General features: G+C 71.8%; 15 protein-coding genes and 1 pseudogene. 10 read left to right on the top strand and 6 right to left on the bottom strand.

From position 1 onward, the window contains the following. Positions 1-82: 82 nt before the first annotated feature. From ACFY0K_RS15945 to ACFY0K_RS15935, 3 genes and pseudogenes are all read right to left on the bottom strand, one after another. A pseudogene (locus ACFY0K_RS15945) lies at positions 83-247 on the bottom strand (aldo/keto reductase); the annotation flags it as partial. Positions 248-313: 66 nt separating this feature from the next. Continuing rightward, complete coding sequence (locus tag ACFY0K_RS15940) at positions 314-901, bottom strand: Uma2 family endonuclease (RefSeq protein WP_352356024.1); 588 nt, start codon at positions 899-901, stop codon at positions 314-316. A gap of 88 nt (positions 902-989) precedes the next feature. Continuing rightward, positions 990-1,673 carry a GDSL-type esterase/lipase family protein gene (locus ACFY0K_RS15935; protein WP_390640333.1) on the bottom strand — a complete coding sequence of 228 codons (684 nt, stop codon included), beginning with the start codon at positions 1,671-1,673 and terminating at the stop codon, positions 990-992. Positions 1,674-1,767: 94 nt separating this feature from the next. Between ACFY0K_RS15935 and ACFY0K_RS15930 the strand changes: the two genes are divergently transcribed. The 4 genes from ACFY0K_RS15930 to gcvH all read left to right on the top strand — a co-directional run bounded on the left by ACFY0K_RS15930 (position 1,768) and on the right by gcvH (position 5,722). After that, positions 1,768-2,769, top strand: a complete 1,002-nt coding sequence (locus ACFY0K_RS15930; protein WP_390640332.1) for a WD40 repeat domain-containing protein — start codon at positions 1,768-1,770, stop codon at positions 2,767-2,769. 150 nt (positions 2,770-2,919) lie between these two features. Beyond that, the gene (locus ACFY0K_RS15925; protein ID WP_390640331.1) at positions 2,920-3,459 is read left to right on the top strand and encodes a hypothetical protein; all 540 of its coding nucleotides are present in this window, start codon (positions 2,920-2,922) and stop codon (positions 3,457-3,459) included. Between the two features lie 210 nt (positions 3,460-3,669). After that, positions 3,670-5,199, top strand: coding sequence for a cellulase family glycosylhydrolase (locus tag ACFY0K_RS15920; RefSeq protein WP_390640330.1), 1,530 nt, complete (start codon positions 3,670-3,672; stop codon positions 5,197-5,199). A 139-nt stretch (positions 5,200-5,338) separates the two neighbouring features. Beyond that, complete coding sequence (gcvH, locus tag ACFY0K_RS15915; RefSeq protein ID WP_390640329.1) at positions 5,339-5,722, top strand: glycine cleavage system protein GcvH; 384 nt, start codon at positions 5,339-5,341, stop codon at positions 5,720-5,722. Positions 5,723-5,775: 53 nt separating this feature from the next. On the opposite strand, the gene ACFY0K_RS15910 is transcribed toward gcvH, so the two are convergent. Then, the gene (locus ACFY0K_RS15910; RefSeq protein WP_390640328.1) at positions 5,776-6,258 is read right to left on the bottom strand and encodes a hypothetical protein; all 483 of its coding nucleotides are present in this window, start codon (positions 6,256-6,258) and stop codon (positions 5,776-5,778) included. Positions 6,259-6,437: 179 nt separating this feature from the next. Beyond that, positions 6,438-7,556, bottom strand: a complete 1,119-nt coding sequence (gene serC / locus ACFY0K_RS15905; protein WP_390640327.1) for a phosphoserine transaminase — start codon at positions 7,554-7,556, stop codon at positions 6,438-6,440. 165 nt (positions 7,557-7,721) lie between these two features. On the opposite strand from serC, the gene ACFY0K_RS15900 reads away from it, so the two are divergent. Both ACFY0K_RS15900 and ACFY0K_RS15895 read left to right on the top strand, forming a co-directional pair. Beyond that, the gene (locus ACFY0K_RS15900; RefSeq protein WP_390640531.1) at positions 7,722-10,646 is read left to right on the top strand and encodes an FAD-binding and (Fe-S)-binding domain-containing protein; all 2,925 of its coding nucleotides are present in this window, start codon (positions 7,722-7,724) and stop codon (positions 10,644-10,646) included. Continuing rightward, positions 10,643-11,407, top strand: a complete 765-nt coding sequence (locus ACFY0K_RS15895; RefSeq protein WP_390640326.1) for a metallophosphoesterase family protein — start codon at positions 10,643-10,645, stop codon at positions 11,405-11,407. The genes ACFY0K_RS15900 and ACFY0K_RS15895 overlap by 4 nt, the downstream gene beginning before the upstream one ends. On the opposite strand, the gene ACFY0K_RS15890 is transcribed toward ACFY0K_RS15895, so the two are convergent. Then, positions 11,341-11,877, bottom strand: coding sequence for an NUDIX hydrolase (locus ACFY0K_RS15890; RefSeq protein ID WP_390640325.1), 537 nt, complete (start codon positions 11,875-11,877; stop codon positions 11,341-11,343). The two genes, ACFY0K_RS15895 and ACFY0K_RS15890, sit on opposite strands and share 67 nt — an antisense overlap. A 146-nt stretch (positions 11,878-12,023) precedes the next feature. On the opposite strand from ACFY0K_RS15890, the gene ACFY0K_RS15885 reads away from it, so the two are divergent. From ACFY0K_RS15885 to ACFY0K_RS15870, 4 genes are all read left to right on the top strand, one after another. Further along, a complete protein-coding gene (locus ACFY0K_RS15885) occupies positions 12,024-12,728 on the top strand; it encodes an isochorismatase family cysteine hydrolase (RefSeq protein WP_390640324.1) in 705 nt (234 codons plus the stop codon). Between the two features lie 312 nt (positions 12,729-13,040). Next, positions 13,041-14,168: a lipid II:glycine glycyltransferase FemX gene (locus ACFY0K_RS15880; RefSeq protein ID WP_390640323.1), complete on the top strand. Its 1,128-nt coding sequence runs from the start codon at positions 13,041-13,043 to the stop codon at positions 14,166-14,168. 286 nt (positions 14,169-14,454) lie between these two features. Continuing rightward, positions 14,455-14,586, top strand: coding sequence for a hypothetical protein (locus ACFY0K_RS15875; RefSeq protein WP_352356046.1), 132 nt, complete (start codon positions 14,455-14,457; stop codon positions 14,584-14,586). Positions 14,587-14,687: 101 nt separating this feature from the next. Continuing rightward, positions 14,688-16,847, top strand: a complete 2,160-nt coding sequence (locus tag ACFY0K_RS15870) for an ABC transporter ATP-binding protein (RefSeq protein WP_390640322.1) — start codon at positions 14,688-14,690, stop codon at positions 16,845-16,847. Positions 16,848-16,966: the final 119 nt, after the last annotated feature.

The following is a 16,966-nucleotide window of genomic DNA, read 5'->3' as shown; positions in this document are numbered from 1 at the left end:
CGTCGCCTTCTGCTTGCGTTCAAGGCGAGTGGGAGGCGGCGGCTTCGTCGTTTGCACTCGGAACCTGGCGTCAAAATTGCCGGTTGGCGGTGTCGAAGAAGTTGATGCCGGCGTTGATGCCGGCGTCGAGGGCCGCGTCCATGATCGCGTGGCTGTCGGCCTCGTCGGTCTGGGGGCCGAAGTTCATGGTGCCGAGGACGAGTCGGCTGACCTTGAGTCCGGTACGTCCGAGCTGCGTGTACTTCATGGTCACCCAGCCAACGGCGTGGAGTGCGCTCTAGGCAAGGGCTTCGGGGCGGTCGGCCGGGGGGAACTAGTCGGTCGGGAACTCGTCGGTCCTGAGGACGAGGCCGACCACCGTGCCGGTCAGGTCGACGTCGGTGCCGAAGGCGACCCTCGTCTCGGTCGCGTAGTCCTCGCCCTTGGGGTTGGTGAAGACGTGGCAGCGGCGCTGGTAGGGGTCGGCGATCAGGTAGACGGGGACCTCGGCCACGGCGTACGCGGTCTTCTTGAGGCCGTAGTCGTTGGCCGCGGTGCCCTTGGAGATGACCTCGGCGACGAACTCGACGTCCTGATGCCGCCAGAGGCCGCTGTCCGTCTTGGCGGCGTCCTCGGCCATCACCGTCACGTCCGACGCGAACCCGTTGAGGTGTCCCGGGTAGTCGATACGGACGTCGGACTTGACCCGCTTCCGGGGATACTTGGTCCGCAACTGCTCGTAGATGTCCGCGATGATCTCCCAGTGGGTGTCCCGCTGTGGCGACATGAAGACGGTCCCCTCGACGATCTCGACCTTGTATCCCTCGGGGGCGGGCATCTTCTCGATCTGCTCGAACAGCTCGTCGAGCGTGATCTCGTCGTCGCTCTTGGCCATCGCGATCCTGTCTTCGAGGACGGTCATCCTGGCGCTCCTCCCCGGCTGCTCTCCGCACGAGTGCAGCCGCGCGGTTCAACGATACGCAGGGTGACCGGGAAGCGGCCGAATTCGGTCAACTGCTTCCGGCCGCGTACTCCCCGCCCAGGTCCCAGTCCTGCCACATCGCCTCCGCGAACGCCGCCGCGATCCGGTGCTCGCCGTTCGCGTTCGGGTGCGTGCCGTCGTAGGTGTCCGTGTCGATGTCGTACGGCTCCGGCGGCGCGGCCACGAGGACCGGGGAGCGTGGCTCGTCGAGGTCGGCCGCCGTCTTCGCCAGGAGTTCGTTGAAGAGGGCCACCTGTTCCGCGAACGGCTCGTCCGTCATCGCGCGGATGTTCGGGATCACCGGCAGCAGCACCATGTGGATGCCCGCGTTGGCCTCCCGCGCCGCCGCGACGAAGGCCCGTGCGTTCGCCGCCGTCTGCTCCGCGTTCGTGTAGAAGCCCAGGTCGATCAGGCCGAGGGAGACGAGGAGGACGTCGGCGCGGCAGGAGCGCACCGCCTCCCCGATCAGCGGTGCCATGTGCAGCCAGCCCTCGCCCCAGCCGGCCAGGTGGGCGCGGGGGAAGCCGGGGTCGGCGTAGGCGTACGAGGTGGGCGCCTCGGCCGCCTTGTCGTACAGCGTCTCGCGGGGGCCGACCAGCGTGAACGGGCCGCCGTACGTCGCGCACAGGTGCTGCCACATGCGGTACCGCCATGTGTGCTCGCCCGCGCTGCCGATCGTCATCGAGTCCCCGACGGGCATGAACCTGAGCATCCGCTCATGATGGAGGATCAGCGGGAGCGGCGGGGTGTGAGGACCGCCACGTCCGCCGCGTTCGGACACAGGGCGGGATGGCAGGCTTGGGGCCATGCGTCCACGATCGCTCGCGCTCCTCGCCGGTGTCCTGCTCACGGGCGCCCTCGCCGCCGCACCCGCATCCGCCGCCGGTGACGGCGCCGGTGACAAGGGATTCACGATCACGGACCCGCGGATCGCCGAGTCCAGCGGTCTCGCCGCCTCCCACCTGCACCCCGGCATCTACTGGACGCACAACGACAGCGGCGACGGCCCGTACATCTACGCCGTCGACAGCGCGACCGGGAAGACCGTCGCGAGGATCACGCTCAGCGGCGTCGGCAGGCCCCGGGACGTCGAGGCCATCTCCATCGGCCCCGACAACCAGATCTACGTCGGCGACATCGGCGACAACCTCGACGGCAGCTGGCCGTACGTCTGGATCTACCGGCTGCCCGAGCCGAAGAGGCTGGCCGACCAGACCGTCCGGGCCACGCAGTACGTCGTCAAGTACTCCAACGGCGCCCGGAACGCCGAGTCTTTGGTCGTGCAGCCCAAGACCGGGCGGGTGTACATCATCGACAAGAAGGAGGACGGCGGGCACCTGTACGAGGGCCCGGCGGCCCTCTCCCCGACGGCCACGAACATCTTCAGGCCCGTCGCCTCCGTCGACCTCTGGGCCACCGACGCCGCCTTCTCGCCGGACGGGAAGCAGCTCGCCGTACGCGGCTACTTCGGCGGCATCTACTACGACTGGAACGGCGGGAAGATCAAGCGGGAGGGCCGGCTCGACGTGCCGCTCCAGAAGCAGGGCGAGTCGGTCACCTACTCGGCCGACGGCACCAAGCTGCTGTACGGCAGCGAGGGTGTCGACAGCCCGGTGCAGGCCGAGGACGTGCCGGGCGGGTCGGGCAGGGCGTCGTCGCCGTCGGCCGGCAGCGGTTCGGCCGCCGGAGGGGACGGCGGGAGCTCCCCGAGCGCCGGGGCCAAGGTCGGTGCCGTCGCCGTCGGGGTCGCGGTGCTCGCCCTCTTCGGGCTGCGGCGGCTGCGGCGCCCGTCCGCCCGCAGGCACTGACCGGGCGTACCCCGCACGGCCGCCGGATGTCACTCGTCCGGCCCACCGGCCGGGCGCCCCCGCACCGGGCCGGGCAGGCTGGGAACCGTCCCGCGGGACGGAGCGGCAACCAGGCGGCACCGGGTCCCGCCGCACGGAACGGGAGCACCCATGCGCCGTAACGCCCCGCGCCTGACCGCCCACGTCGGCCTGCTCACGGCCGCCCTGGCCCTGACCGTCCCCGCCACCGCGGGCCCCGCCGCGGCCGGGCCCGCCCGGACGGAGCGGGCCGTCGCCGTCGCCGTCCCGCAGGTCCGCTCGGTGCGTCTGCCGATCAGGGGCACCTTCAAGGGCCCGGCCGAGAACATCGCCGTCACGGGCACCCTCGATGTCTCCGTCATCACCGTCCCGAACGCCGCCGGCGGCGGTACCGCGCAGATCATCAGCAGCCTGGACGACACCTCCGGCACCGGTAACCCGAGCGGCGGGACGTACGACCTCGTCGGCGCGGACCGGGGCAGCCTGCCCTTCTCGGCGGCGGCGACCACGACGCTCAAGATCAATCCCCGGTTCCTGCTGATCTCCCCCATCGTGCCGCCGAACCCGGTCGTCCCGCCCAACCCGATCCGGCCCGTCACGGTCTCGGTCACCCTCGCCAGCACCGGCGCGATCGGCGCCGTCACCGCCACGGTAGGCAACCCCGGCACCTGACGTCCGGCGCGGTAGGCCACCCCGGCACCTGACGTCCGGCGCGGTCGGCACCCCCGGCCCCTGACGTCCGGCGCGGGGCAGGCCGGGGGGCCGTACGTCTTGACGTAATGACGGTGTGTCAGTTTCCTGGGAGGTGCGCGGTGAATGGGAGCGCTCCCATTGCGTTCCGGGACCGCGCTTCCCCCATGAGACTCCGAGAGGAACAGACACATGTTCCGCTTACGCAGCCTGCGAAGGGCGCTGTGCGCTGCCGCCGCCGCGCTCCTGCTGCCCCTGTCCGCCGGCCTCGCCGGTGCGACGGACGCCGCGCACGCGGCGGACGCCCCCGGCGCCGGCTACTGGCACACCAGCGGCCGGCAGATCCTGGACGCGGCCGGGCAGCCGGTCCGGATCGCCGGGATCAACTGGTTCGGCTTCGAGACCGCCAACCACGTGGTGCACGGCCTCTGGTCGCGCGACTACAAGAGCATGATCGACCAGATGAGGTCGCTGGGCTACAACACCGTCCGGCTGCCCTACAGCGACGACATCTTCAAGAGCACGACCGTGCCCGACAGCATCGACTTCAGCAACGGCAAGAACGCCGACCTGCGAGGGCTGAACTCGCTCCAGGTGATGGACAGGATCGTGGCCTATGCCGGGCAGGACGGACTCAAGGTCATCCTCGACCGGCACCGGCCGGACGCCGGTGGCCAGTCGGCGCTCTGGTACACCTCGGCCGTCCCCGAGTCGACCTGGATCGCCGACCTGAAGGCACTCGCGGCGCGGTACGCGGCGAACCCGGCGGTCATCGGCATCGACCTCCACAACGAGCCCCACGATCCCGCCTGCTGGGGCTGCGGGGACGTCTCCGTGGACTGGCGGCTGGCCGCCCAGCGCGCCGGGAACGCCGTCCTGTCCGTCAACCCCGACCTGCTGGTCTTCGTCGAGGGCGTGCAGACGTACAACGGCGTCTCGGGCTGGTGGGGCGGCAACCTGATGGGCGTCGGCCAGTATCCGGTGCAGCTGTCCGTGCCGAACCGGGTGGTGTACTCGGCCCACGACTACGCCACCAGCGTGGCCCAGCAGAGCTGGTTCAGCGATCCGGCGTTCCCCGCCAACATGCCGGGGGTGTGGGACGCGTACTGGGGCTACATCTTCAAGCAGAACATCGCCCCGGTGTGGGTGGGCGAGTTCGGGACGACGCTCGTCTCGACCGTGGACCAGAAGTGGCTCGCGGCGCTGGTGGACTACCTCCGGCCGACCTCGGCGTACGGCGCGGACTCCTTCCAGTGGACCTTCTGGTCGTGGAACCCCGACTCCGGTGACACGGGCGGGATCCTGAAGGACGACTGGGTGACCGTGGACACGGCGAAGGACGGGTACCTGGCTAGCGTCAAGGCGCCGTTGTTCCCGGGCACCGGGGGCGGCGGGAGCGGTGGCGGGGGCGGGGGCACGACGGCCTCCTGCGCGGCCTCATACGCCGTCAGCAGCGACTGGGGGAGCGGCTTCAACGCCGCCGTCACGGTCACCAACACCGGTACCGCCGCGATCGGTTCATGGCGCGTGAGCTGGACGTGGAGCGGGTCGCAGCAGGTGACGAACATGTGGAACGCGTCGTACACCCAGAGCGGCGGGACCGTCACCGCCGTGAACGCCGCGCACAACGGGTCGGTCCCGGCCGGCGGCTCGGTGAGCTTCGGGTTCGGCGGCGCGCCGGGCGGCGGCGCCGTGCCGAGCGTGACCTGTACGGCGGCCTGAGGCGGGCGGCGGCCTCCCGTGCCGCACGGGAGGCGCCGTCACCTGCATGGTCGACCGTGGCGCCGGAAATGCACGGATGTGCGGATATGTGGCGTCAGGCTGTTCCCGATCGCACCGCGACCGGCGAAGGAGCCCCGACATGTCCCTAGTGCCCGCCGACCTGCGCTACACCGACGAACACGAGTGGATCCGCACCGAGGCCGACGGCAGCCTGACCGTCGGCATCACCGACCACGCCCAGAACACGCTGGGTGACATCGTCTTCTTCGAGCTGCCCAAGGTCGGCAGGAAGGTCCAGGCGGGTGACGCCATCGGCGTGGTCGAGTCGGTCAAGGCCGCCTCCGACATCTTCAGTCCGGTCGACGGCGAGATCGCCGCGATCAACGAGGAGGCGGTCGAGGACCCCGAGTACGTCAACTCCGATCCCTACGAGACGTGGCTCTTCAGGATCAAGACCAAGGGCGGGGCGTCCTCCAACGGACTGCTCGACGCCAAGGCGTACCGGAAGCTCATCGGGGAGTGACGGCATGAGGGGCGCCCGCGGTGATCCGCGGGCGCCCTCGGCGTGCCCGGTGCTCAGCCCTTCACGGGTCTGATCGCGTGCCTGCGGCGTGGTGTGGGGGCGTCCAGCAGGCTGACGCCGTTGTAGACGCGGCTGCGGATGGCGAGCGCCGGAGTGACGGCGAAGGTGACGAAGACCGAGACGATGCTGATCGGGAACAGGGCCGGCAGCGACTGGCCTTCGGGCAGGGTCCTGCCGCCCTCGTGGACGGCGTAGGCCAGGGCCGCGAAGAAGGCGATCACGCAGAGGGCGGCCAGGACGCCGAAGACGACCCTGGCCTTCCGGGCGTGGGCCTCGGTGCGGACCTCGGCCAGCAGGGACGCGTCGCAGACGGGGCAGGTGAGCTCCACGGTCTGCTTGCCGGACTGCGGGCGGCGCACCCGGAAGACGCTGTCCTTCCAGGTGATGCTGCGGGTCCGGACGAGGAAGCCGGTGACCTTGTCGCTGAGGATGTGGCGCACCGCGACCTCGACGGCGCCTGGTATCGGTCTGTTCATGTACGCGTGGATCTCCTTCGTCGCACGGCCCGGCGGGGGCGCAGGGGGCACATAGTGTCCGGTGTGCGACGAAGGGGACTCAACGGCTCGCGGAAGGCTTTGCCTTGATCATGCCGTCCGCGTAAACCAGCAGCTTGTTACGGGAGTTGCCGTCGGGGCGGGTCGGCCCGGGGTACAGGTCAGAGCTTCTCGATGACGTAGTCGACGCACTTCGTCAGCGCCTCGACGTCCGCCGGGTCGATCGCCGGGAACATCGCGACGCGGAGCTGGTTGCGGCCGAGCTTGCGGTAGGGCTCGGTGTCGACGATGCCGTTGGCGCGCAGCACCTTGGCGACGGCGGCCGCGTCGATCTCGTCGGCGAAGTCGATGGTGCCGATGACCTGCGAGCGCTGGGCCGGGTCGGCGACGAACGGGGTGGCGTACTTGGACTCCTCCGCCCAGGTGTACAGGCGGGTCGAGGAGTCCTTCGTGCGGGCCGTCGACCAGGCGAGGCCGCCCTGGCCGTTCAGCCACTGCAGCTGCTGGTCGAGCAGGAACAGGGTGGCGAGGGCCGGGGTGTTGTACGTCTGGTTCTTGCGGGAGTTGTCGATCGCCGTGGGGAGGCTGAAGAACTCCGGGACGTGACGGCCGGACGCGTGGACGCGCTCGGCGCGCTCGATCGCGGCCGGCGAGAAGACGCCGATCCACAGGCCGCCGTCGGAGGCGAAGGACTTCTGCGGGGCGAAGTAGTAGACGTCGGTCTCGGCGATGTCGACCGGGAGGCCGCCGGCGCCGGAGGTGGCGTCCACGAGGACCAGTGCGCCCTCGTCGGCGCCCGCGACCCGCCTGATCGGCATCGCGACACCGGTCGAGGTCTCGTTGTGGGTGAACGCGTACACGTCGACGCCCGCCTCGGCCCGCGGCTCCGGGTGGGTGCCCGGGTCGGAGGCGATGACGGTGGGCTCGGCCAGCCAGGGGGCGAGCTTGGCGGCCTTGGCGAACTTGGAGGAGAACTCGCCGAAGTTGAGGTGCTGCGACTTGGCGTCGATCAGGCCGTGGGTGGCGACGTCCCAGAAGGCGGTGGAGCCGCCGTTGCCGAGGACGACCTCGTAGCCGTCCGGGAGCGAGAAGAGGGAGCTGATGCCCTCGCGGACCCGGCCGACCAGGTTCTTGACCGGGGCCTGACGGTGGGAGGTACCGAGGAGGGACGTACCGGTGGCGGCCAGCGCGTCCAGCGCCTCCACCCGCACCTTGGAGGGACCCGCGCCGAACCGACCGTCCGCGGGCTTGATGTCAGCAGGAATCTGGATGTCAGCCACGAGTCGGAGGGTAGCCGTTGGGCGAAACGGGACGGAACCGTGTCCGTTCGATGAGACGAGATCACCAAGCCCTGGACTCGTGAGGTTGTACGACGATATTGGCGTGGTTGTGGAAAAGGATCGGTGACTGAGCGTGATCGGATGCATCCTGGACGCATGACGGATCTGGCGGGACTCGAGGCGGAGCTGAGGGGGGCGGTCCGGGGCGAGGTCGGCTTCGACGTCACGTCCCGGGCCCTGGTCACCATGGACGCGTCCAACTACCGACGGGTCCCGCGGGGGGTGGTGGCCCCCCGGGACGCGGACGACGTGGCGGCCGCCCTGGAGGTGTGCCGCGGCCACGGGGTGCCGGTGGTCGCGCGTGGCGGCGGCACGTCGATCGCGGGCCAGGCGACGGGCACGGGCGTGGTCCTGGACTTCACCCGTCACATGAACCGCCTGGTCGGCCTGGACCCGGCCACCCGTACGGCCGTCGTCCAGCCGGGTCTGGTCCTCGACCGCCTCCAGGAGGCCGCCGCCCCGCACGGCCTGCGCTTCGGCCCGGACCCCTCCACGCACGGCCGCTGCACGCTCGGCGGGATGATCGGCAACAACTCCTGCGGCGCGCACAGCGTGGCCTGGGGGACGACCGCGGACAACGTCCGGGAGCTGGACGTGCTCACCGCGCGGGGGCGGCGGCTGCGGCTCGGGCGGGACTGGGCCGGGGCTCCGGAGGGCCTGCGGGAGCTGGTCGAGGGGGAGTTGGCGCGGCTGCGCACGGGTTTCCCCGACCTCCCCCGCCGCATCTCCGGCTACGCCCTGGACGCCCTCCTCCCCGAGCGGGGCGCGGACGTCGCCCGCTCCTTCTGCGGCAGCGAGGGCACGCTGGGGATCCTCACGGAGGCGACCGTACGGCTCGTGGACGCGCCGCGCGCGCGTGCGCTGGCGGTGCTCGGCTACGGCGACGAGAGCGCGGCGGCGGAGGCGGCGGCCGGGCTGCTGCCGTACGGACCGCTCACCGTCGAGGGCATGGGGGCCGACCTGGTGCCGTCCCCGGCCGGACTGCCCCGGGGCGGCGCCTGGCTGTTCGTCGAGACGGGCGGCGGGACGGCGGCGGAGGCACGCGCGCGTGCGGAGACGATCGTCCGGGCCGCGGACGTCCTGGACGCCCTGGTCGTCACCGACGCGGTGGAGCAGCGCGCGCTGTGGCGCGTCCGCGAGGACGCCTCCGGTACGGCGACCCGGATGCCGGACGGCACAGAGGCCTGGCCGGGCTGGGAGGACTGCGCGGTGCCACCGGCCCGCCTGGGCGCGTACCTGCGAGACTTCCGTGCCCTGCTGACGGCCCACCACCTGCGCGGCACGCCGTACGGCCACTTCGGCGACGGCTGCATCCACGTCCGCATCGACTTCGACCTGCTGAGCGAGGCGGGCGTGGCCCGCTTCCGGCGGTTCTCGGAGGAACTTGCGGACGTGGTGGTGGCACACGGCGGCTCGCTGTCCGGGGAGCACGGGGACGGCCAGGCACGGGCGGAGCTGCTCCCGAAGATGTACGGCGCGGAGCTGGTGACCCTGTTCGAGCGTGCCAAGGGCGTCTGGGACCCGGACGACCTCCTGAACCCGGGCATGGTGGTCCGGCCCGCGCCCCTGGACACGAACCTCCGCTTCGCCGTCCTCCCGCGCGAGCCGGTGCCCGTGGCCTTCGGCTACCCCTCCGACGGCGGCGACTTCGCCGCGGCGGTCCGCCGCTGCGTGGGCGTGGCGAAGTGCCGCACGACCGGGCCGTCCGGCGCATCCGTCATGTGCCCGTCCTTCCGGGCCACGGGCGAGGAGGCGCACTCCACGCGCGGCCGGGCCCGGCTGCTGCACGAGATGCTGGCGGGCGAACTGGTGACGGACGGCTGGCGCTCGACGGAGGTCCGCGACGCCCTCGACCTCTGCCTGTCCTGCAAGGGCTGCCGGTCGGACTGCCCGGTCGGGGTGGACATGGCGACGTACAAGGCGGAGTTCCTGCACCACCACTACGCGGGCAGGCGCCGGCCGGCCGCCCACTACAGCATGGGCCGGCTGCCGGAGTGGCTGGGCTGGGCGGCCCGGACCCGGACGGCGTGGCTGGCCAACGCGCTCGCCTCGGTACGGCCGCTGGCGGCGCTCGCCAAGCGGCTGGGCGGGATCGCGCCGGAGCGGCGGATCCCGCGCCTGGCGGCGCAGCCGTTCAGCCGCTGGCAGCGGCGCCGGGAGCGCGGGCGCCCACGGGAGCGGACGGCGGACGTGCGCACGGGACGGCGGCCGGACGCCCTGGAACGGACGGCGTACCTGTGGCCGGACACGTTCACCGAGCACCTGTCGCCGTCCGTGGGCCGAGCCGCCGTACGGGTCCTGGAGGCGGCGGGCGTGGCGGTCGTGCCGCTGCCGGACCGGCGGCGGGCGCGGGGTATCGGGGCGTTCCCGTGGCGGACCCGCCGGGTGCGCGCCTGCTGCGGGCTGACGTACCTGTCGACGGGGCAACTGGACCGGGCCCGCTCGGTGTTGCGCCGGACGCTGGACCTGCTGGAACCCCTCCTGCCGCCAGCGGACCCGGATCCGGACCCGGCCGACGGGGCCGGGTACCCGCCGCCGTTCGTCGTCCTGGAGCCCAGCTGTGCCGCGGCCCTCCGTGCCGACCTGCCGGAGCTGCTCCCGGACGACCCCCGGGCCGCCAGGCTCGCCGCGCGGGTGCTCACCTTCGCGGAGGCGCTGGAAGGCCTGGCCCCCGACTGGACCCCGCCCCGCCTGGACCGCCCGGTCACCGGCCAGACCCACTGCCACCAGCACGCGGTCCTCGGTGATGCCGCAGACCGCCGGCTCCGCGAGGCCGCCGCCCTCACGGGCGACCTCGCCGGCGGCTGCTGTGGCCTGGCCGGCAACTTCGGATTCGAGAAGGGGCACTTCGAGGTGTCGAGGACGTGCGCGGAGGAACAGCTCCTGCCCGCGGTACGGGAGGCGGAGCCCGGCACGGTGGTCCTGGCCGACGGCTTCTCGTGCCGGACGCAGCTGGAACAGCTGGCGGGGGTGCGGGGGAGGCATCTGGCGGAGGTGCTGGCCCAGGCGCTGGAGGGGGAGGGCGAGTGACGGGGGACGAGGCGGGGCTCGGCCGGGTGGCGGTGCTCTCCGACGTGCACGGGGTGCTCCCGGCGCTGGAGGCGGTGCTGGCGGAGCCGGAGGTGGCGGCGGCCGACCGTATCGTCCTCACCGGCGACATCACGGCGGGCCCGCAGCCGGCCGAGACGATCGACGCGCTGCGCGCCCTGGGCGACCGGGTCCTGTGGCTGTCGGGGAACGCCGACCGGGAACTGGTGGAGTACCGCAGGGGGGAGCGCGCCGGGATCCCGGACCCGATAGGCCCGTTCGCGGCGGACGCGCTCCGGGACGACCAGGTCGACTTCCTCGCCGCCCTCCCCGGGACGGCCACCCTTGCGGTCCGGGGCCTCGGCCGCGTCCTCTTCTGCCATGCGACACCACGCGACGACGAGGAGATCGTCCTGGTCGACTCCCCGCTGGAGCGCTGGGCGGAGGTCCTCGCCGCCGTCCCGCCCGACGTCGGCACCGTGGTCTGCGGCCACACCCACATGCCCTACCTGCGTCTCGCCCACGGCCGCCTGATCGTCAACCCCGGCAGCGTCGGCATGCCGTACGGCCGCCCGGGCGCCCACTGGTGCCTCCTCGGTCCCGGAGCGGACCTGCGCGTCACGCGGTACGACGTCCCGGCGGCCGTCGCCCGTCTCGTGGCGGAGTGCGCCTACCCCGGCATCGGGGAATGGGCCGACTACTTCCTGCGGGCCCGGGCGTCGGACGGGGAGGCGCTCGGGGTGTTCGGGGCGAGATCGCGGTAGCGGGTCAGGGCCTCGCGGGCGTCGGGGACGAAGGAGTCGCGGGCGGCAAAGCTGGAGAGTTCGGACTCCGTCGCCCACGTGTACCAGGCGATCTCCTCGGGATCCGGCCGGAGCGGTCCCGTGACGACGACCTCGTGCAGGCCCAGCCAGTAGGGGGAGATCGCGCCCCGGCACAGGAACTTGAGCACGAAGCGCGGCCGGGCCCGGACCCCCAGCTCCTCGGCCAGCTCCCGTGCGGCGGCCTCCTCGTAGGACTCACCGGTGCCCGCGGCCCCGCCCAGCATCCAGTCGAGCTGTCCGGGGAAGCGGGGCATGGTCTCGGCTCTGCGGTGCACGAGGAACCGCCCGTCGGCGTCCCGGCACACGGTCGTCGCTATCCGGTGCAGGAGCCGGCGCCGGACGGCCTCGCCCCGCTCCACCACGCCCACCACTCGGTCCGACTCGTCCACCTGATCGACCAGTTCGCCCATGACTCCAGGATGGCAGGCACCGGCGCGGCGCCTGCCGTACCGCGGGGCGCGCACCCGGAGGCGTCCCGGGCCGGCCGCTTGCACCATGGAAGGGCGTGATCTGTCCGCGTTTGACTCTGAGGATGATGAGCGTCATCCTCATTCGGGTGAGTTCCCGGCAGCGCGGCGATCGCGCGCGGGCCGAGCCCCTCGTGACCTGGGAGTTCGTGACCTGGGAACAGACCGAACAGGAGACCGCCATGGGCTACGACGCCTCGACCACCGCCATTCTGCTGGTCGACCCCTACAACGACTTCCTCAGCGAGGGCGGCAAGATCTGGCCCCGCGTGAAGGCGGTCGCCGAGGAAGTGCACCTCCTCGACCACCTGCGGGAAGTGGTGGCGGCCGCACGTGTCCGCGGCCTGAAGATCGTCTTCGTGCCGCACCACCGCTGGGAGCCCGGCGACTACGTCTCCTTCGACTTCCCCACCCCCTACCAGCTCGTATCGGCCGAGAGGGAGGTCTTCGCCAAGGACACGTGGGGCGGGACGTTCAGCGACGACTTCCAGCCCCAGCCCGGAGACGTCGTCGCCCACGAGCACTGGGGATCGAGCGGCTTCGCCAACACCGACCTCGATCTGCAGCTCAAGCAGCACGGCATCCGCCGCATCGTCCTGATCGGCCTGATCGCCAACACCTGCATCGAGGCGACCGGCCGCTTCGGCATGGAGCTCGGGTACCACGTCACCCTGGTCAAGGACGCCACCGCCGCCTTCGCCCAGGAGGGCATGCACGCCGCCCACGCCATCAACGGCCCGACCTTCGCCCACGCGATCCTCACGACCGAGGAACTGCTCGCACAGCTGGGATGACGGCCCGGACGCCCCGGACGCCCGGGGCGCACCGGAGGACGGGTTCGCCGTGGCCGCGCTGCCCGAGGACGTCGCCCGCGCCGACGGGCGAACGCGGACCGCGTCGGGTGCCGGGTGCCCGCACCAGGTGCCCGCCGTCCCCGCACTCCGCCGACACGCCTTGGCCCACCTGCGCGCCGAAACGATTCCCGGCAGGCGTGCGTCTGTTGTCCTGGAAGCCGACGCCACCGGCCCCGTCCGCAGCCCCGTCCGCCGTCCCGGCCGGTGAGCGTCGCCAGTGAGCCGTCGCCGACCTGCCGAGGAGCACCGCCCATGACCGCAGCCCTCCGCCTCCAGCCCATCTCCCGTGCCGAGCACCTCGCCTTCGCCGGGTCCCGTCCCTCCGTCAGCCATATGCAGCTGCCGTCCTGGGGAGACGTGAAGCCCGACTGGGAGGCGGAGAGCCTGGGATGGTTCGACGGGGAAGGGCGGATCGTCGGGGCCGGGCTGGTGCTGCTGCGGGCGGTGCCCAGGGTGAAGCGGTATCTGGCGTACCTGCCGGAGGGGCCCGCCATCGACTGGCACGACCCGGAGCTGGAGCGGTGGCTCGACCCGCTGCTGGCGTACCTGAAGGGGCGCGGGGCGTTCGCGGTGAAGATGGGGCCGCCGGTCGCCGTACGGCGGTGGAGCGCGGAGGCCGTGAAGGAAGCCATCGCCGATCCGGCCGCCCGGCGGCTGGGTGACACCGAGCCGACGTCGTACGACGCCCTCGGCGCCGGCCTCGCCGAGCGGCTGCGCCGGACGGGGTGGCGGCAGGCCGAGGCGGGCGGCGAGGAGGGGTTCGCGGCCGGGCAGCCCCGGTACGTGTTCCAGGTGCCGTTCGCGGGGCGGTCGTTGGAGGACATCCAGCGCGGGCTCAACCAGCAGTGGCGGCGCAACGTGAAGAAGGCGGAGAAGGCCGGGGTCAAGGTGGTCCGGGGCGGGTACGAGGACCTGCCCGCCTTCTACGGCCTGTACACGGAGACCGCCGAGCGCGACCGCTTCATCGCGCGCCCCCTCTCCTACTTCCAGCGCATGTGGACCGCGCTCACCGCCGAACGCCCCGACCGCATGCGCCTGTACCTCGCCCACCACGACGGCGACGTCCTCGCCGCGGCCACCATGCTCACCGTCGGCGACCACGTCTGGTACTCCTACGGCGCCTCCACCAGCCGTCGGCGCGAGGTCCAGCCCAACAACGCCATGCAGTGGCGGATGATGTGCGACGCCCACGAACTCGGCGCCGCCGTCTACGACTTCCGGGGCATCACCGACACCCTGGAGGAGTCCAATCACCTGCTGGGGCTGCTCCGCTTCAAGGTGGGCACCGGTGGTGAGGCCGTCGAGTACGCCGGGGAGTGGGACTTCCCGCTCAACAAGCTGCTCCACAAGGCGTTCGACCTGTACATGGCCCGCCGCTGACGCCTCTGCGGGGTTCGGCCGGCCCGGCTTCATAAGCCGGCTCTCAGGTTCATAAGAGAACTCTCAGGTTCGGGGTCGTTATACAGCTGTTACCCAGGTATTCACAGCACCTGTTTGCCGTTCGGAAGCCGACTTTGCCGTTGCTTGGGAGCTGGGCCGTGTAAGTTTCTCGGTGTCGGGCGGCGGGGATTGCCGAGGATGACGATCCGAAATCCCCGGACGTTGCCCCAAGAGAATTCTCGTACCATCCCGCACCACTTGCACTTCGAACTCTCAAGGAGTCGGAATGAGCCTCAAGAAGCTCGCCCCGCTGCCCCCCAAGCCCAAGAAGCAGCTGCCCCCGCCCCCGCCGCCGAAGCCCAAGAAGAAGGCTCCGAAGCCGGCTCCGAAGCCGATCCCCGGCGGCCAGGACAACTGAGCCGGCCGTAAAAAGGACCGACGGTTCGCCGTCGGTCCTTTTTCGCTCGCGAATGTCGGTAATTCGTTGGTTCTGGCGTCGGAGGACGGAGGCGGTGGGAAATGCGCGCGAAGGAGAGCGAAGAAGCGGAATTCGAGTACGAAGTCGCCGGCTCGGAATACGAGAGCGATGACGAGGAGTACGACGAGGACGAGGACGAGTACACGCCCACCATCCCGGCCCGCGTCGCCTTCCGCCGATTCTGGCCGCTGACCAGGGGCCTGCGCGGCTGGCTGGTGATCGTCTGGGTGTGCACGGTGATCGCCGCGCTCGCCGAGACCGAGGCCATCCTGCTCTTCAGCGACCTCACCGACCACGCCCTGCAGCAGGGCTCGCTCAGCGCCTTCTGGAGTCCGGCGACCAAATGGCTCGGCATCGCGATCGTCGGCGCGATCGTCGCGTACGCCGGGAACTCGCTGGCCGCCTGGGTCACCGAACGCTTCGTCATGCGGCTGCGCGAGCACGTCTTCGACCACGTCCAGCAGCTGCCCCCGCACTTCTTCCAGCGCCACCGCCAGGGCGACCTGCTCTCCCGCCTGACCAGCGACGTCGAGGCCATCGAGACCATGGTCGTGTCCGGGCTCGTCGGTGCCGCGTCCGCCCTGTTCAGCGCCATTTTCTACGCGGCCGCCGCGTTCTGGCTGCGCTGGGACCTGGCCGCCGCCACCTTCGTCCTCGCGCCCCTGTTCTGGCTGGCCGCCCGCCGCTTCTCCGGCTCGATCAAGGACGTGTCCCGGGCGGGCCGGGTCGCCGACGGCGCGATCACCTCCGTCGTCGAGGAGTCCCTCGGCAACATCGTGCTCACCCAGGCGTACGACCGCCGCGACGCCGAACGCCGCCGGCTGAACGAGGAGGCGAGTGCCTGGTTCCGCGCCTCGGTGCGCTCCACCCGCCTCAACGAGGCCTACGAGCAGCTCGTCCAGGTCATCGAGACGATCTGCGTCCTCGCCGTCATCGGCATCGGCGCCTGGGAGATCTCCAGCGGCCGCATGACCCTCGGCCAGCTCCTCGCCTTCTCCGCCTTCCTCGGCTACCTCTACCCGCCCGTGCGCGGCCTCGCCCAGCTCGGGCTCACCGTCACCGCCGCCACGGCGGGCGCGGAACGGCTGATCGAGATCATGGACGTGCGGCCGTCGGTCACCGACCCGCGCCGCGGCTCCGGCACCGACGCCGGCCGCCCGGACGGCGCCGTGGAGGTCCGCGACGTCGGCTTCCGCTACCCGGGCGCCGACCGGACAGCCCTGGAGGGCCTCTCCTTCGCCGTCAGCCCCGGCGAACTCGTGATCATCACCGGCCCCAGCGGCGCCGGCAAGTCCACCGTCTCCAAGATGCTGCTCCGCTTTTACGACCCCGACAGCGGCGAAGTCCTCCTCGACGGCGTCCCGATCCGCGACTTCCCGCTGGCCCGCCTGCGCGAATACATCACGCTCCTCCCCCAGGAGACCCTCGTCCTGCACGACACCGTCCGCGCCAACATCGCGTGCGGCCGTCCCGGCGCCAGCGTGCAGGCCATCGAGGACGCGGCCAGGGCGGCCGACGCCCACGACTTCATCGTCCGGCTCCCCGACGGATACGACACCAGGGTGGACCCCAACTCCGCCCGGCTCTCCGGCGGTCAGCTCCAGCGCCTGGCCATCGCCCGCGCCATCCTGCGCGACGCCCCCGTCCTCGTCCTCGACGAACCGACCACCGGCCTGGACGCGATGGCCGCCCGCCGGGTCGTCAAGCCGCTGCGCCGCCTGATGGCCGGCCGGACGACCATCATGATCACCCACGACCTCAACCTCGCCCCCGACGCCGACCGCATCCTCGTCGTCGACCGCGGCCGCATCGTCGAGACCGGCCGCCACGACGAACTCCTCGCCCGCGGCGGCGCCTACTCCCGCCTCCACCGCTCCCAGAACAACGCGGTCATGGACACCGGCGAACTGCGGCTGCCCCTGTTCGCCGAACACGCCGGTGCAACCCCGGCGGCAGCGGCTGCGCAGGCCATGGCGGCGGGGATGCCCCAGGCCTCCTACGCCGGCGCGCAGAGCGACGGCTACACCTACCAGCAGCCGTACGGGAACATGTACGACTATGACGCCTACGCGGCCGCGGGGCTGTGGCCCCAGCCCGTGTACGAGGCCCACATACAGGCCGCCGACGGAACCGATGTGCCCACCACACTCCCCGACGGCCGCCCCCTGTTCCGCGACGAGGAGCCCTGGCCGGGCATCTGAACCGCGGCCCCGCGCGGGCCGTAACTCGGGTTCCTGGACGTGTTGTCCGGGGCCGGGTGGCGTGAAGACGACATGGTGACGCGAACTGGCCGGTCAGGACTGGGTCGGCACCCGCAGGA

This window comes from Streptomyces sp. NPDC001507 (genome assembly GCF_042894765.1).
GTDB lineage: Bacteria > Actinomycetota > Actinomycetes > Streptomycetales > Streptomycetaceae > Streptomyces.
Note: the sequence above shows the minus strand (reverse complement) of the source record. Positions and strands in the feature narration are given on the sequence as shown.

Coding starts and splice junctions, on each gene's coding strand:
- ACFY0K_RS15940 (WP_352356024.1), bottom strand. CDS start 901: ATGACCGTCCTCGAAGACAGGATCGCGATGGCCAAGAGCGACGACGAG.
- ACFY0K_RS15935 (WP_390640333.1), bottom strand. CDS start 1,673: ATGCTCAGGTTCATGCCCGTCGGGGACTCGATGACGATCGGCAGCGCG.
- ACFY0K_RS15930 (WP_390640332.1), top strand. CDS start 1,768: ATGCGTCCACGATCGCTCGCGCTCCTCGCCGGTGTCCTGCTCACGGGC.
- ACFY0K_RS15925 (WP_390640331.1), top strand. CDS start 2,920: ATGCGCCGTAACGCCCCGCGCCTGACCGCCCACGTCGGCCTGCTCACG.
- ACFY0K_RS15920 (WP_390640330.1), top strand. CDS start 3,670: ATGTTCCGCTTACGCAGCCTGCGAAGGGCGCTGTGCGCTGCCGCCGCC.
- gcvH (WP_390640329.1), top strand. CDS start 5,339: ATGTCCCTAGTGCCCGCCGACCTGCGCTACACCGACGAACACGAGTGG.
- ACFY0K_RS15910 (WP_390640328.1), bottom strand. CDS start 6,258: ATGAACAGACCGATACCAGGCGCCGTCGAGGTCGCGGTGCGCCACATC.
- ACFY0K_RS15890 (WP_390640325.1), bottom strand. CDS start 11,877: ATGGGCGAACTGGTCGATCAGGTGGACGAGTCGGACCGAGTGGTGGGC.
- ACFY0K_RS15880 (WP_390640323.1), top strand. CDS start 13,041: ATGACCGCAGCCCTCCGCCTCCAGCCCATCTCCCGTGCCGAGCACCTC.
- ACFY0K_RS15875 (WP_352356046.1), top strand. CDS start 14,455: ATGAGCCTCAAGAAGCTCGCCCCGCTGCCCCCCAAGCCCAAGAAGCAG.
- ACFY0K_RS15870 (WP_390640322.1), top strand. CDS start 14,688: ATGCGCGCGAAGGAGAGCGAAGAAGCGGAATTCGAGTACGAAGTCGCC.